This is a genomic window from Kluyvera sp. (assembly GCF_047971185.1).
Lineage (GTDB): Bacteria > Pseudomonadota > Gammaproteobacteria > Enterobacterales > Enterobacteriaceae > Kluyvera.
The window spans coordinates 1-15,012 of the sequence record NZ_JBKDZH010000006.1 but is presented as its reverse complement, the minus strand read 5'-3'; the positions used below and the strand labels follow the sequence as shown (position 1 = coordinate 15,012).

Annotated in this window: 14 protein-coding genes, 1 tRNA gene and 1 pseudogene; 9 read left to right on the top strand and 7 right to left on the bottom strand. The window is 53.7% G+C overall.

The genetic code is table 11. The features are described from left to right. Window positions 1-277 precede the first annotated feature (277 nt). The 4 genes from ACK5JN_RS00745 to ACK5JN_RS00730 all read left to right on the top strand — a co-directional run bounded on the left by ACK5JN_RS00745 (window position 278) and on the right by ACK5JN_RS00730 (window position 5,368). Window positions 278-1,831 carry a peptide MFS transporter gene (locus ACK5JN_RS00745; RefSeq protein WP_416868390.1) on the top strand — a complete coding sequence of 518 codons (1,554 nt, stop codon included), beginning with the start codon at window positions 278-280 and terminating at the stop codon, window positions 1,829-1,831. 179 nt (window positions 1,832-2,010) lie between these two features. Next, a complete protein-coding gene (locus ACK5JN_RS00740) occupies window positions 2,011-2,310 on the top strand; it encodes a DUF1889 family protein (protein WP_416868389.1) in 300 nt (99 codons plus the stop codon). A 211-nt stretch (window positions 2,311-2,521) separates the two neighbouring features. Continuing rightward, on the top strand, window positions 2,522-4,480 hold the full coding sequence (locus tag ACK5JN_RS00735) for an acyltransferase family protein (protein WP_416868388.1): 1,959 nt from the start codon (window positions 2,522-2,524) through the stop codon (window positions 4,478-4,480). Between the two features lie 273 nt (window positions 4,481-4,753). Next, the gene (locus ACK5JN_RS00730) at window positions 4,754-5,368 is read left to right on the top strand and encodes a Fic/DOC family protein (RefSeq protein ID WP_416868387.1); all 615 of its coding nucleotides are present in this window, start codon (window positions 4,754-4,756) and stop codon (window positions 5,366-5,368) included. Here the strand turns inward: ACK5JN_RS00730 and ACK5JN_RS00725 are convergent. Next, the gene (locus ACK5JN_RS00725; protein WP_416868386.1) at window positions 5,365-5,523 is read right to left on the bottom strand and encodes a hypothetical protein; all 159 of its coding nucleotides are present in this window, start codon (window positions 5,521-5,523) and stop codon (window positions 5,365-5,367) included. The two genes, ACK5JN_RS00730 and ACK5JN_RS00725, sit on opposite strands and share 4 nt — an antisense overlap. 161 nt (window positions 5,524-5,684) lie before the next feature. On the opposite strand from ACK5JN_RS00725, the pseudogene ACK5JN_RS00720 reads away from it, so the two are divergent. Continuing rightward, window positions 5,685-5,852 (top strand): annotated as a pseudogene (locus ACK5JN_RS00720) (transposase); the annotation flags it as partial. A 97-nt stretch (window positions 5,853-5,949) separates the two neighbouring features. On the opposite strand, the gene ACK5JN_RS00715 reads toward ACK5JN_RS00720, so the two are convergent. Beyond that, a tRNA-Ile gene (locus ACK5JN_RS00715) sits at window positions 5,950-6,025 on the bottom strand. A 127-nt stretch (window positions 6,026-6,152) separates the two neighbouring features. Here ACK5JN_RS00715 and mug point away from each other — a divergent pair. After that, window positions 6,153-6,659 (top strand): G/U mismatch-specific DNA glycosylase, encoded by a 507-nt coding sequence (gene mug / locus ACK5JN_RS00710; protein ID WP_416868385.1) that lies wholly within the window; start codon window positions 6,153-6,155, stop codon window positions 6,657-6,659. Between the two features lie 145 nt (window positions 6,660-6,804). Here mug and rpoD read toward each other — a convergent pair whose 3' ends face one another. From rpoD to rpsU, 4 genes are all read right to left on the bottom strand, one after another. After that, complete coding sequence (gene rpoD / locus ACK5JN_RS00705; RefSeq protein ID WP_416868384.1) at window positions 6,805-8,637, bottom strand: RNA polymerase sigma factor RpoD; 1,833 nt, start codon at window positions 8,635-8,637, stop codon at window positions 6,805-6,807. A 411-nt stretch (window positions 8,638-9,048) separates the two neighbouring features. Then, a complete protein-coding gene (dnaG, locus tag ACK5JN_RS00700) occupies window positions 9,049-10,902 on the bottom strand; it encodes a DNA primase (RefSeq protein ID WP_416868383.1) in 1,854 nt (617 codons plus the stop codon). A gap of 103 nt (window positions 10,903-11,005) precedes the next feature. Beyond that, window positions 11,006-11,452, bottom strand: a complete 447-nt coding sequence (locus ACK5JN_RS00695; RefSeq protein ID WP_145466430.1) for a GatB/YqeY domain-containing protein — start codon at window positions 11,450-11,452, stop codon at window positions 11,006-11,008. Between the two features lie 30 nt (window positions 11,453-11,482). Next, a complete protein-coding gene (gene rpsU / locus ACK5JN_RS00690; protein ID WP_145466429.1) occupies window positions 11,483-11,698 on the bottom strand; it encodes a 30S ribosomal protein S21 in 216 nt (71 codons plus the stop codon). Between the two features lie 295 nt (window positions 11,699-11,993). On the opposite strand from rpsU, the gene tsaD reads away from it, so the two are divergent. Genes tsaD through folK form a run of 3 tightly spaced genes read left to right on the top strand, consistent with a single transcriptional unit; the run spans window position 11,994 to window position 13,931 of the window. After that, on the top strand, window positions 11,994-13,067 hold the full coding sequence (gene tsaD / locus ACK5JN_RS00685) for a tRNA (adenosine(37)-N6)-threonylcarbamoyltransferase complex transferase subunit TsaD (RefSeq protein WP_416868382.1): 1,074 nt from the start codon (window positions 11,994-11,996) through the stop codon (window positions 13,065-13,067). Beyond that, on the top strand, window positions 13,060-13,431 hold the full coding sequence (gene folB / locus ACK5JN_RS00680; protein ID WP_145466427.1) for a dihydroneopterin aldolase: 372 nt from the start codon (window positions 13,060-13,062) through the stop codon (window positions 13,429-13,431). Before tsaD ends, folB begins: the two co-directional genes overlap by 8 nt. Next, on the top strand, window positions 13,431-13,931 hold the full coding sequence (gene folK, locus ACK5JN_RS00675; protein ID WP_416868381.1) for a 2-amino-4-hydroxy-6-hydroxymethyldihydropteridine diphosphokinase: 501 nt from the start codon (window positions 13,431-13,433) through the stop codon (window positions 13,929-13,931). Before folB ends, folK begins: the two co-directional genes overlap by 1 nt. Window positions 13,932-13,964: 33 nt before the next feature. On the opposite strand, the gene ACK5JN_RS00670 is transcribed toward folK, so the two are convergent. Then, the coding region (locus tag ACK5JN_RS00670) for a multifunctional CCA addition/repair protein (RefSeq protein WP_416868380.1) at window positions 13,965-15,012 on the bottom strand (1,048 nt) is incomplete at its 5' end.

The window sequence follows — 15,012 nt, the reverse complement described above, 5'->3', positions numbered from 1 at the left end:
TTAATAATTCATTGTTTTATAAAGTAAATAAACCAATTCCTGTATGATATTGTGATGTCAATCACCTAATGCCTTCTGCCAATACAAAATCTATAAAAGTAGATGTTTGTCGAGTTTTCATCTAAAAATAGCGGGGCAGGGGCTAGACATGACCATATTATGGTTATCAAATGGTTAAAAAATACCTGGTCGAATGTAAAACATCGACAAAATTAGAAAATGGCTAGCCTGCTTACACGACTGACCTGCGTTACGACGCACCTTCTCTGGAGAGATTATGCATTCCTCTGTTAATAAAAACGAAAGCCGAACTTTTTTCGGTCATCCCTATCCGTTGGGTTCGCTGTTCTTTACCGAAATGTGGGAGCGCTTCTCGTTTTACGGCATCCGTCCATTACTGATCCTGTTCATGGCAGCCACCGTTTATGACGGCGGTATGGGACTTGCGCGCGAAAACGCATCGGCGATTGTCGGGATCTTTGCCGGCACCATGTACCTGGCGGCGCTGCCGGGCGGCTGGCTGGCGGATAACTGGCTTGGCCAGCAAAAAGCGGTGTGGTACGGCTCCATTCTGATTGCGCTGGGCCACCTGGCGATTGCGCTGTCTGCCTTTATGGGCGACAACCTGTTCTTTATCGGCTTAATGTTTATCGTTCTGGGGTCGGGCCTGTTCAAAACCTGTATCTCGGTGATGGTCGGTACGCTGTATAAAAAAGGCGATGCCCGCCGCGACGGCGGCTTCTCGCTGTTTTATATGGGCATCAATATGGGGTCGTTTATCGCGCCGCTGATTTCCGGTTGGCTGATTAAATCACACGGCTGGCACTGGGGCTTTGGCATCGGCGGTATCGGGATGCTGGTGGCGCTGGTTATCTTCCGCGTGTTTGCGGTTCCGGCGATGAAACGCTACGACAGCGAAGTGGGGCTGGACTCCACCTGGAACAGCCCGGTGGTGAAGAAGAACGGCGTAGGCGCATGGCTGCTGGCGCTGGCCGTGGGCGTGGCGGTTATTATCACCCTGATTGCTCAGGGCGTGATTGTCATTAACCCGGTGGCGGTGGCGAGCGTGCTGGTGTACGTGATTGCCGCATCGGTAGCGCTGTACTTTATCTATCTGTTCGCCTTTGCCGGCCTGAGCCGTAAAGAACGTGCCCGTCTGCTGGTATGCTTTATTCTGCTGGTTTCCGCGGCGTTCTTCTGGTCTGCCTTTGAGCAGAAACCGACTTCCTTCAACCTGTTTGCCAACGACTACACCAACCGCATGATCGGTGATTTTGAGATCCCAGCCGTGTGGTTCCAGTCGATTAACGCCCTGTTTATCATCCTGCTGGCGCCGGTATTCAGCTGGGCCTGGCCTGCGCTGGCGCGTAAGAACGTGCGCCCGGGCAGTATCACCAAGTTTGTGATTGGTATTCTGTGCGCGGCGGCGGGCTTTGGCCTGATGATGATGGCGGCGCAGAACGTACTGAACAGCGGCGGCGCTGGCGTTTCGCCAATGTGGCTGGTGGGCAGTATTCTGATGCTGACGCTGGGCGAGCTGTGCCTCAGCCCGATTGGTCTGGCGACCATGACGCTGCTGGCCCCGGAAAGAATGCGCGGCCAGATGATGGGGCTGTGGTTCTGCGCCAGCGCGCTGGGTAACCTGGCGGCTGGCCTGATTGGCGGCCACGTGAAGGCCGACCAGTTGGATATGCTGCCGGACCTGTTCGCCCGCTGCTCTATCGCGCTGTTGATCTGTGCTGCCGTATTATGCGTGCTGATTGTTCCGGTGCGTCGGATGCTGGAAAACAGCAAATCCAGCGCGGAGCAGAACCCGGCGGCTAACGTCTGATTGTCATTCAACATCACCTGCCGGCGCCGATGCGCCGGCTTTTTTTTGCGCAAACGGCGGCCAAAAGGGTGACAGCTCACGAAAAAATGCAAGAACGTGAGCGGTTTCTTTGAAATTCCGCTCGATTCCAGTCCATAGTATAGACTTGTTTACTACGTGGTTAATTTAAGGACAAGAATATGCCAGCAGTCATTGATAAAGCGTTGGATTTTATTGGTGGTATGAATACGTCTGAGCCGGTGCCACAGTCCATGGACGAAAGTACAGCGAAGGGAATTCTGAAATATTTAAAAGAGCTGGGCGTGCCCGCGAGCGCGGCCGACATTACGGCGCGGGGCGAGCGTGAAGGCTGGAATGCTGGCTTTACCCAGAAAGTTGCTGGCTGGGCCGATAAGGTGGATTCCGGCGACCATATGCTGATTAAAAACCCGGAATACTTCTCCGATTACATGCGCGAAGAGCTTCGCGCGCTGGTATAAGCCCTCGACGGCGGCGCTCTCGCGAAGGCGGTGAGAGCGCAAAGTACCTCGTTTTGCAATTAATCTGAAAACAGCCGCCCTTTCTTGAGACATCCTCCCCCCCCTTTTATAATTCCGCTAAGAAAGACCATTTTTAATAAAAAATATTATTAAAAACATCATCATACGAATGATGTTTTTAGCGATGACTCCCCTGCATCCAGAGATAAATATGAACCTTACCGTTAAATATCGTGCCGATATTGATGGGCTGCGCGCGCTCGCCGTCCTCCTTGTGGTGCTTTTTCACTTTGGGCTTGGATTCCCCGGTGGATTTGTCGGCGTCGATGTTTTCTTCGTGATTTCAGGCTATCTGATCGGCGGCCATATTTATCAAAGTAAGCTGGCGGGGCATTTCTCGTGGCGACAGTTTTATGTTCGCCGAATTAAGCGAATTCTGCCTGCGCTGATCGCCGTAGTGATTGCGGTGTGGCTGGTGATGTTTTTTATCTCGACGCCCGCGGACTTCAGAAAATTAGGCCGCGATGCGGCGGCGACGCTGCTGTCGGTCTCTAACGTCACGTTGTGGAATTCTATCGACTATTTCAGCCCCAGCGCCGAGCATAACCCTTTGCTGATGACCTGGTCGCTGGGGGTGGAAGAGCAGTTCTATTTTCTCGCGCCGCTGCTGATTCTTGCGCTGACGCGGTTTGATAAAAAACTCTCTTTTTTATTGATGGGGAGCGTCACGCTGCTCTGTTTTGCCATTGCCGCCGCCGGGACGCTGCAGATCCCACATAGCGCATGGTTTTTGACGCCGTTTCGCGCCTGGGAGCTTTTTGCCGGCGCGCTGCTGGGGATGGCGCATACCCACTTTCCTGCCGCTTTTTCAGCCAGGGCAGATAACCTGAAGTCTACTTCAGGTGTTTTGCTGATAATCCTGTGCGCGCTATTTTACGATGACCAGACCTCATTCCCGGGCGTTGGCGCGCTGCCGGTGGTGATCGGCGCCGTGCTGCTGCTGGATGGGCAGACGGCGCTGCTCAACCGTCGGCTATTGTCCTGGAAACCGCTGCGTTTTATTGGGCTAATTTCCTACTCGCTCTACCTCTGGCACTGGCCGGTTATCAGCCTTTATCACTATCTCTGTGAGGCGGAGCCGGGAACCGGGATGCGAGTACTGCTGATTGCGCTTTCTTTCCTGCTGGCGACGATAAGCTACTACATCATTGAGAAACCGTTTCGGGCGGCACAGCTGCCGCCATCCCGCGTATTCTGGCGCTACGGGATGGCGATGGGCCTGCTGACGGTGGTATTTGCGACTACCTGGCTGCAAAAGGGCTTTCCTGAGCGTTGGCCAGCGAGTTTTACCCAGATGCAGACGGAGATAGAAGAAGCGGAAGACAGCTGCATGACCTCCTACGGTAATATCCTGCTGACCGCCACCCCTCGCTGTACCGGCGGCGGTGCGCAGGAGAAAATCGCGCTGATAGGCGATAGCCATGCTGGTGCGCTGGCCGCGGCGTTTCGCAAGCTGGCGCACGACCAGCATCTGACGCCGGTGATTTTCGCGAAATCGTCCTGTGCGCCGCTATCCGGCGTGTACCGACTGGCCGCCGGATGGCCGCTGCATGACGCGCAGTGCCGAGCCTTCAAGCTTGATGTCGACAGCTATCTGGCGCAGGACAAGCAGATTTCGACGGTGATTCTTACCGGTTTCTGGCAGTCCGGGTTGATGGCGGGGAAAGCGCCCTGGCAGTCTGAATCCACGCCGTCTTTAGACCCCGCTCAGGCGCTGCAGCAGGGGCTGACGGAGAGCATCACCCGCTTGCAGCAGATGGGGAAACGAGTGATTGTGCTGGGCGATGTACCGATGATGAATTTCTCCCCGCCCAAACGGGTGATGCGCTGCTTTAGCCGGGCGTTTGCCTACGCTAACCCGCAAAGCGCCGGGATGTGTGAAGTGGTTGGTCACGATAGCGTTGAGCCTGACGCCAGTACGGTGCTGCTCAGCAAGGTATCGACGCAGCTGAACGCCGAATTCGCCAGCCTGAAGGATGCGCTGTGCGACGCTGCGACCTGCCGCTTTGCGGAAAACACGCATATTTATTACAAAGACCCGCAGCATTTGACGCGGTATGGTGCGGATAAGGTACTTAAGAGCGTGGTGATGCCGATGATTGCGCGCTGAGGGATGTTGTAAGGCAATAAAATATGGGTAAACAGAATCTGAAAAGTTAAGTACCGATGTCCTGTCGTTAGTATCTCTCCCTTCTAGCCAGCAGGATGAGATACCTTTCTTACCGGATGTTGGTTATGAAATAATAATTATGCTTTCAGCTAGTGCACAGGTGGTAAAACCTCACAGAATTAAGTCATAGAGGAGTGGTTAATCGGCCAGTTCAGTAGCGATCAACGGCAGTAGGAACACAATGTCTTGAACGAGTTCGGATGGAGGTAATGCTTGTCAAAATATGAGCTTAATACCGCAGAAGAACGTTATCAGCCTGGTTCGGATGATTTGGTTTTAGCGAACAAGCTGAACATTATCGATGCTGCTGAAATGGATACTCTGGAGTCAGGGCTGCTGCTCATGTTGTATGAGCAGCTTTTTATCAGTCAGCAACTACCTGCAACGTTGAGCTTTGAGCATATCCGCGAGTGGCACCGAAAATGGTTAGGTAATGTCTATGACTGGGCTGGAAAACTCCGTAACGCGAACCTTGCAAAAGATGGGTTTCAGTTTGCCGCTGCGGACAGGATCCCAGTGCTGATTGCAGGCTTTGAAAAACAATACCTTTCCCGCTTCACGGAATTGAACACATTGTCCCGCGCCGAGCTGGCTGGTTTTTTGGCGGAATGCCACGTGGAATTTATTTTGATCCATCCCTTTCGGGAAGGTAACGGACGTTTGTCGCGCTTACTTTTTGATGTACTGGCGGTTCAGGCGGGTGTCGGGGTGCTGGATTACAGCTTATGGGATGAGCATAAAGCATTTTACTTCAAGGCGATTCAGGCTGGTGTGTCAGGTAATTTTGCCCCCATGATCCGGCTGGTTAGCGATATTCTGCCTGATTAACGAGCCAAACCAACCGCTTTAGCCTGTGCCTGAAAGCGTTTGAGCTGTTGCTCGATTTTCTCCACAGAAACGCCGGTTTCAATTGCGGTAGAGCTGGCAACGGTGCGGAAGAGTTGCTTTTTAGTGACCAAAGGATGCGCTGTTTTCTTTGTCATGGGGAGAGCCTCATAGTTGATGCCTTCATTCTAGTTCGCCCTGATACTGCTCACAAGAGGTGCTCGGTATTGTGTACCATTTACGCATAGTGTAGTGGTTTACTGAATTTAGACACCTGATAGAGGCGATATGCTCATCTCAGAACATTACCGGTGCCTCAATGAAAAAAAGAAATTTCAGCGCAGAGTTTAAACGCGAATCCGCTCAACTGGCTCTTGATCAGAACTACACCGTTGCAGCTACGGCCAGTGGTATGGACCTGGGGCTTTCTACCATGACGCGATGGGTAAAGCAGTTACGGGATGAACGACAGGGCAAAATACCTAAATTCTGAAGCCTAGGGGACTAAAAGGGGCCGTGCGCTTCATAATAAAAAAGCCATCCCGTTTAGGATGGCTTAACAATATGATTATAAAGCTAAAATTTGGTGGCCCCTGTTGGGTTTGAACCAACGACCAAGCGATTATGAGTCGCCTGCTCTAACCACTGAGCTAAGGGGCCATGATAGCCGACGATTATAAAGTAACAGCGCCCGCCAATCCAGCGCTAAGCGCGCACATGCTGTTTTTATAAACAATGCATTTTCAATTCGTTATACTCGTCTCACGTTGTATTGGTAGGGGTTATTATGGTTAAGGACGTTATCGATTCGGGGCTGCGGGTGCTGTTTTGCGGTATCAACCCGGGGCTGTCTTCGTCTTCTCTGGGCTATCCCTTTGCGCATCCTGCGAACCGTTTCTGGAAGGTGCTGCATCTGGCGGGATTTACCGAGCGTCAGCTGAAACCGGAAGAGGCGGCGCAGATGCTCGACTTTCGCTGTGGTGTGACCAAGCTGGTGGAGCGCCCGACGGTACAGGCGACGGAAGTGACCTTACAGGAGCTGCGCAGCGGCGGCCAGGCGCTGATTGAGAAGGTTGAGCACTATCGGCCTGCTGCGTTGGCGGTGCTCGGTAAGCAGGCCTTTGAGCGTGGTCTGGGGCAGCGGGGCGCGACGTGGGGGAAGCAGACGTATAAGATTGGCAATACCGAAGTGTGGGTGCTGCCGAACCCGAGCGGGTTGAGCCGGATTACGCTGGATAAGCTGGTTGAGGCATATCAGGCGCTGGATGTGGCGCTGAAGGCGCGAGGCCTGTAGGCCGGATAAACGAAGTGCCATCCGGCAGAACCCGTGCAGATTGCCGGATGGCGGCGTAAACGCCTTATCCGGCCTACCGTTCCTGCGCGGATAATGGGCAAAAAAAAGCTCCCAAAAGGGAGCTTTTTCACATTGGCCGGGGCGATTAATCGTCCAGGAAGCTACGCAGCACTTCAGAACGGCTCGGGTGGCGCAGTTTACGCAGCGCCTTCGCTTCGATCTGACGAATACGTTCACGGGTAACGTCGAACTGTTTACCCACTTCTTCCAGCGTGTGGTCGGTGTTCATATCAATACCGAAACGCATACGCAGGACTTTCGCTTCACGAGCGGTCAGGCCAGCCAGAACGTCGTGAGTGGCGGCACGCAGGCTCTCGGTGGTGGCAGAGTCCAGCGGCAGCTCAAGGGTGGTATCCTCGATGAAATCACCCAGATGCGAATCTTCATCGTCGCCGATCGGCGTTTCCATGGAGATAGGCTCTTTGGCTATCTTCAGCACTTTACGGATCTTGTCTTCCGGCATCAGCATGCGTTCGGCCAGCTCTTCCGGCGTCGGCTCGCGGCCCATCTCTTGCAGCATCTGACGGGAGATACGGTTGAGCTTGTTGATGGTCTCAATCATATGTACCGGGATACGGATGGTGCGCGCCTGGTCGGCGATAGAACGGGTGATCGCCTGACGGATCCACCAGGTTGCGTAGGTGGAGAACTTGTAACCACGACGGTATTCAAACTTATCTACCGCTTTCATCAGACCGATGTTGCCTTCCTGAATCAGATCGAGGAACTGCAGACCACGGTTGGTGTATTTTTTAGCGATGGAAATAACCAGACGCAGGTTGGCCTCAACCATTTCTTTCTTGGCGCGACGGGCGCGGGCTTCACCGATGGATACGCGACGGTTAACTTCTTTAATTTCCGGAATGCTCAGACCAACGCGTTCTTCAACGGCGCGGATTTTCTTCTGCGAACGGAAAATTTCCAGACGGTAGGTGTCGAGTTTTTTCGAGTAGCTGTGACCGGCAGCGATCAGGCCATCGATCCATTCGTTGCTGACTTCGTTACCCTGAAATTCTTTGATGAAGTCTTTACGGTCCATGCCGCACTTACGGGTCATCATCACCATGATCTGACGTTCCTGGGTACGGATCAGATCCAGCGCATCGCGTGCACTGTTAACCAGTGAGTCGAAGTATTTTGGCGTCAGTTTAATTGGTGCGAACAGCTCGGCCAGTTTGGCGAGGGCTTCTTCGGTTTTCTTGTGCGCACGACCATTTTTGGCCAGAGATTTTTCCATGGCGTCATGGGCTGCACGGATTTCATCGAAACGACGGGTAACTTCGGCCATGTCGATGCCGCTGTCTTCGCTGTCATCGGTGCTGTCGTCGTCATCGGTGCTGTCATCGTCGGCTTCTTCTGCGGCAGCAGCGGCTTCCGGACCGGCTTGTGGGCCTGGCTCAGGATCAACATCGGACGGATCGATAAAACCGGAGAAAATATCGCCAACGCGGTTCGGATCTTCTTCCGCTTCTCTGAAAGCGTTCAGAATGGTTTCAGCAGCGCCCGGATAGTAAGCCAGAGCGGACATCACTTCGCGGATGCCTTCTTCGATACGCTTGGCGATTACGATTTCGCCTTCGCGGGTCAGCAGTTCCACAGTACCCATTTCGCGCATATACATACGCACAGGGTCGGTGGTGCGGCCAACGTCGGATTCAACCAGAGCCAGGGCAGCGGCCGCTTCTTCTGCTGCGGCGTCATCGGCGGCATCAGACATAAACAGTGAGTCACCATCGGGCGCAACTTCAGATACCGGAATACCGATATCGTTGATCATGCGGATGATGTCTTCGACCTGATCCGGATTGGCAATATCGTCCGGCAGGTGGTCGTTTACCTGGGCATAAGTCAGGTAACCCTGCTCTTTGCCTTTGGCGATAAGTTCTTTAAGACGGGATTGTTGCGTGTTCGCTGACATAGAAGCCCTGTGTTCCGTTTTTTAAGGCGGAAGAAAAACGCCGAAGTATAACTTTTAACCGATCTTTAGGCCATAGGCACGACGTTAGGTTCCGCTGTTTTTGCGGATGCCGGTGCCTGTAACCGCAGGGTTCGGTTGCTTGCTTCACTATCTTCAGCAAGGTCAGTTAACGTGGGAAATCGGCCTGGCGAAAATATGCCCGGATGTGCCGATGCTGGCCTCTTGGCTCTGTCACGTTGGTTGCTGCGCTGCTGCAGTCGTTTATTGAATCCGGCAGCATTATAAAGCGGCTGTTGTCCGGATTCAGAAGTTCTTTGTATATAAGGGCTGTTGGTTAAATCTCAAGTCCCTGCGGCCGTTTTCTTTGCTGTATTGCGGCCACTTTGTCTGTTTTTTGTTCAGTGTCTGTTTTCAGTGGCGGGCGTAAATACGCGCACGCTTTTTGTTAATGCTGTGCAGTTGCTGGTGCAGTTCGCGTTTACGGGCTTTTTCTTCGTCGCTGAGTTTCTCGCCGCGTTCAAATTTGCTGGTCAGAGTGCGCAGTTCGGCGCTGAGTTTGCGCGCGCTCATCTGTTTCAGCACCACGGCGATATCGGCCGCGGTCGGTTTCATCTGGCTGTTGGGGTTGTCGGCCAGTTGCTGCAGTTCTGCCTGATAGGGCGAACCGATCCACTGAATAAGCAGACCAACACTGCTTTGTTGCGGTGCCTGTTTCAGCTTGCGCAGCACTTCAATCAGCAGGCGTTCGTACTCACTCTCCGGCTCGGTGTCGGGGAGTTCGAGCTCGGCTGAAAGTGATGGCTGCTTGACCAGTGCGGTCAGCGCTTTATGCACCAGTGGTGCCAGGGTGTCGGCACTGTGATCCTGATGCGGTGGCTGCGGTTCGTGCCGCTCATCGTCCAGATAAGAAGGCAGCTGCTCTTCGTATTGTGCCTGTTCCGCCACGGCGGCTGTTGCTGGTGGCGATGACTCAAGGCGGTCGAGGGCGACACTGTCGGCGCCCAGTTCGTCACGCAGTTTATTGCGCATCAGGCTGCGCAACATGCTTTTCGGCAGTTTATTAATTAACGGGGCGGCCAGCTGATCAAGGCGTGCTTTGCCATCCAGAGTGTCGAAGTCGACCTGTTCTTTCAGGTGGTCGAACAGAAATTCTGGCAGATGCACGGCCTGATTCAGGCGCTGTTCAAAGGCATCTTTGCCTTCCTGACGAACCAGTGTGTCCGGGTCTTCGCCATCGGGCAGAAACAGAAAGCGTGCCTGTACGCCGTCTTCCAGTACCGGTAATACGGTTTCCATCGCCCGCGCTGCGGCGGTGCGTCCGGCCCGATCGCCGTCAAAGCAGAAAATCACTTCCGGCACGACTTTAAATAAGCGCCGCAGGTGGTGCTCGCTGGTAGCGGTGCCAAGGGTGGCCACGGCGTAATGAATGCCAAATTCGGCCAGCGCGACCACATCCATATAGCCTTCAACGATGACGATACGGGTCAGCTTCTGGCGGATTTTACGTGCTTCGTACAGGCCATAAAGTTCGCGGCCTTTCTGGAAAATCGGGGTTTCCGGCGAGTTCAGATATTTGGGTTTTTCGTCACCCAGTACGCGACCACCAAAAGCGATATAACGGCCGCGGGCATCGCGTATCGGAAACATAATGCGGTCGCGGAAACGGTCGTACGTGCGGCCATCTTCTTTTTCAATCAGCATACCGCAGCTGATCAGTTGTTTGATCAGCTCGCGTTCGCCATTGGCGGCGAGAAAGTTCTGCAGGTTATCCCAGCCGGGCGGGGCGTAGCCGATGCCGAAGAATTTGGCTGCCTTGCCGGATAAACCACGGTTTTTTAAATAATCGACAGCTTTGCCGCGCTGTTCATGGCTGCGCAGCATTTTTTCAAAATAGTCACCGGCTTTCTGCATCAGCTCGAACAGTGGCTGGTGTTGTTGTTCCTGGCGGGCTTCGAAGCTGACCTGTTCTTTCGGTACTTCCATACCGGCCTGGGTGGCCAGTTTTTCTACCGCATCGGGAAAACTCAAGCCATCGAATTCCATCACGAATTTAAGCGCGCTGCCGGAAGCGCCGCAGCCAAAGCAGTAATAAAACTGTTTGTCCGGGCTGACGGTAAACGACGGCGACTTTTCGTTATGGAAAGGACAGCAGGCGGAGTAGTTTTTGCCGGTCTTTTTCAGTTTGACACGACTGTCCACCACATCGATTACATCGACGCGGGCGAGCAGATCATCAATAAAAGACTGGGGTATGCGGCCTGCCATAAATGCGGTGCCTGTTGCTGAGCGTATATTTGATTAAGCCGTATAAACGACAAAAGCGCTACACACCGGGATGGGTAGCGCTTCTATTGCCTGCAGAGCAGAATCAGCCCAGTTGAGACTTCACCAGTTGACTGATCTGTGCCATATCGGCACGACCTTGCACTTGTGGTTTCAGGATGCCCATGACTTTGCCCATGTCCTGCATTGAAGCAGCACCGGACTGTGCAATCGCATCAGCCACCAGTTTGGCCAACTCTTCTTCGCTCAAGGCTTCCGGCAGAAATTCGCTCAGTACATCAATTTCGTACTGCTCGACCGCTGCCAGGTCGTCGCGTCCGGCGGCAGAATACTGCGCGATGGAGTCACGACGTTGTTTGGTCATTTTGTCGAGAATAGCCAGAGCACGCTCGTCGTCGATTTCAATTCGCTCATCGACTTCTACGCGTTTGAATTCTGCCTGCGCTAAACGCAGAGCATTCAGCCGCTCTTTTTCTTTGGCGCGCATTGCCGCTTTAACAGCGTCTTTAATGGTAGCAACCAGAGTACTCATGCGGTCTCCTTTCTTCCCGTAACCCGGCTCTTAGTAGAGGCGGGTCATTTTGCGCTGTTCGCGCTGCACTTTCTTCAAGTGACGCTTAACAGCGGCAGCCGCTTTGCGCTTACGGATCCAGGTTGGCTTCTCGTAGTGCTCACGACGACGTACTTCAGACAGTACGCCTGCTTTTTCGCAAGAACGCTTGAAGCGACGCAGTGCGACGTCAAACGGTTCGTTTTCTTTAACTTTTACAGCTGGCATCCAATCACCTACGTTTTAAATCAGTCTGTTTATGGGGAAACCACAGGCCCCAGTTAGAGGGCGGGCATTCTAAATCCTTTGTCCGTGGATTGCAAAGAGTAGTTTGCAGATTGACCCCGGGCAACCGGCAGCCCGCGTATTTGCTGGGTTCTGGCCGATGAGTAGCGGAGATTATCCTGTCTTTCCTGCGCCCCCGGCGGGGCATCCCGGCCGATCGGGGAATTGCGGCTGGCGCAGGCTGGGGTGCGGCAGTATCATGCGCCCCTTCGTTAGATCGTGTGAGAAGAGATTATTTATGCGGGTTTTAGGTCTGGAAACATCCTGTGATGAAACCGGCATCGCCCTGTATGACAGCAAGCAGGGTTTGCTGGCGCACCGGGTTTACTCTCAGATTGCACTGCATGCCGAATATGGCGGCGTGGTGCCGGAACTGGCTTCCCGTGACCATGTGCGCAAAGCATTACCGCTGATCCGTGAAGTGATGGACGAAGCCGGCCTGACACTGAAAGATCTGGATGGTGTGGCCTACACCTCAGGCCCGGGTCTGGTGGGTGCTTTGCTGGTTGGTGCCTGTCTGGGCCGCAGCCTGGCCTGGGCACTCGATCTGCCGGCAATTGGTGTTCACCATATGGAAGGCCACCTGCTGGCACCCATGCTGGAAGATAATCCGCCACCATTCCCTTTAATTGCGTTGCTGGTATCCGGTGGGCACACCCAGCTGGTGCAGGTCGATGGTATTGGTCGTTACAGCCTGCTGGGCGAATCCCTTGACGATGCGGCCGGTGAAGCCTTCGATAAAGCCGCAAAAATGATGGGGCTGCCGTATCCCGGCGGTCCGGCGCTGAGTGCTCTGGCGGCTCAGGGCGATGATAAACGCTTTAAATTCCCGCGCCCGATGACCGACCGTCCTGGTTTGGATTTCAGCTTCAGTGGCTTAAAAACCCGGGTACGTACCACCATTCTTGAATGTGCGGTCGATGGTGTACTGGCGGATCAGGATAAAGCGGATATTTCTGCCTGTTTTCAGGCGGCCGTGGTCGATACGCTGGCGATTAAATGCAAACGGGCGATGCAGCAAACCGGTATTAACCGCCTGATTATTGCCGGCGGTGTCGGTGCTAATAAACGCCTGCGCGAAAAATTACGTACCACCGCAGAAGCTCTGGGCGGCGCGGTATTTTACCCGCGGCCGGAACTCTGTACCGACAACGGTGCCATGATTGCTTATGCCGGAACCCAGCGCTTAGTGGCTGGAGAGCAGTCGGATCTGGCGGTATCGGTGGTGCCGCGCTGGCCGATGACCAGTCTGACGCCGGTTGATTGTGTTGCGCCTGACGCTAACGCAGAAAGTGGTGCTGAGCATGGATAAGGTGTTTATCCGCGGTTTAAAAGTCGATGCCGTTATCGGCGTTTACGACTGGGAAAAACAGGTGCGCCAGCCGCTGATTTTCGATCTGGAAATGGCCTGGGATATTCGTCTGGCGGCTGCCACCGACGATTTAATGCACGCGTTAAATTATCAGGCCGTCACCGAATTTATTGAGCGTTTTGTGCGTGAGCAGCATTTCCAGTTGCTGGAATCATTGCTGGAGCGTCTGGCTGAGGCGCTGCGCAAAGAGTTTGGTATGCCCTGGCTGGGCATTCAGGTAGAAAAACCGGCGGTTGTGCCGCAGGCGCGTGCGGTTGGCCTGTACATTGAACGCGGTGATCAGCCGGCAGGAGACAAGCGCTGATGTCGCGGGTGTTCCTTGGTTTAGGTTCCAATATCGATGCTGAGCAGAATCTGGCGGCTGGTATTGCGCGCCTGAGTCAGCAGTATTCATTGCTGCGTGTGTCGCCCTGGTATCGTTCCCCGGCCATGGGTTTCGACGGCCCGGATTTTATTAATCTGGTGGTTGAAATTGAGTGCGCCTGTTCTCTGGCGGAACTTGCGGCCGGTTTAAAACAGCTGGAATTTGATTTTGGCCGCAGCGCTGATGCGGTGAAATATTCATCCCGTGCGCTGGATATCGATATTTTATTGTTTGATGATCTGGCCGGCGATTTTGCCGGGCTGCAATTGCCGCGCTCTGATATTCAGCAATTTGCTTTTGTTTTACGCCCGCTGCTGGATATTTTTCCTGACGGTGTTGATCCTGCCGACGGAACACCACTGACGCATTACTGGCCGGCATTAACCGACCAGCCGTTGTATCCGGTACGCGCCAGCCAGAATTCTGTTGCCCGCGGCTAGACGGGTTTTAACAGCGGTTTTTAACACCGGTTTTTATTCAGCGTTTAATTGCTGCTGTGTTTTCCAGTGTTGCAGATGTTTGTCCCGCGCTTCGTTCAGTGCGGTTCTTATTGCTGCGCCCTGATGCCCTTGGGCGATCATATCCTGAGCATTAATACTCAGCGCTTCTTTGAGTGCCGCACGCATATAACCGGCCTGTGGATAAGGCTCATTTTCCAGCCCGGTACGGCCTTTGGCATCCGCCTCGCAGACCAGTAAAAACTGTTCAAAACGCTCACTTTTGCGCCAGGCATCAAGCTGATTAAAGACTTTATTCAGCGTACTGCCCTTCAGTTCAAAGGCACGGTGTACATGGGTATGAAATTCACTGCTGAGCACGGCTAATTCCGCTGCATCCCGTGGTGCTTTCAGGCGCTGATGCAGGGCTTTTAACGGCTTTTTACCGCGCGCTTCGTGAGCAATATGACGTGGCCATTCTTCTTCTGGTGTCAGTGCTTTACCCAGATCATGACTGAGGGCTGCCCAGCGTACAGCTATGCTGTCGCTGAGTTGTGCTGCGGCTTTTAACGACAGCAGTGCATGAATACCGCAATCAATTTCCGGATGATGTTTTTCCGGTTGCGGAATGCCGAACAGGGCATCGATTTCAGCGAACCAGACCTTTAATGCACCGCAGTCGCGCAGCACCTGAAAATACACTTCCGGCTGTTGTTCACCCAGTGCCCGTTGAGTTTCGTTCCAGACACGTTCAGCCACCAGATGATCCAGTTCGCCAGCGTTTACCATATTACGCATCAGGGTCATTGTTTCGTCGGCAACACGGAAGCCCAGAGGAGCAAAACGGGCAGCAAAACGGGCAACGCGTAACACCCGTAACGGGTCTTCAGCAAACGCCGGTGATACGTGGCGTAATAAGCGTTGTTGCAGATCGGACTGGCCATGGTAAGGGTCAATAATATTGCCATGATCGTCCTGCGCCATGGCATTAATGGTCAGGTCGCGGCGCAGTAAATCTTCTTCCAGCGTGATGTCCGGACTGAAGCGGCAGTCAAAACCCTGATAGCCCTGACCGCTTTTCCGT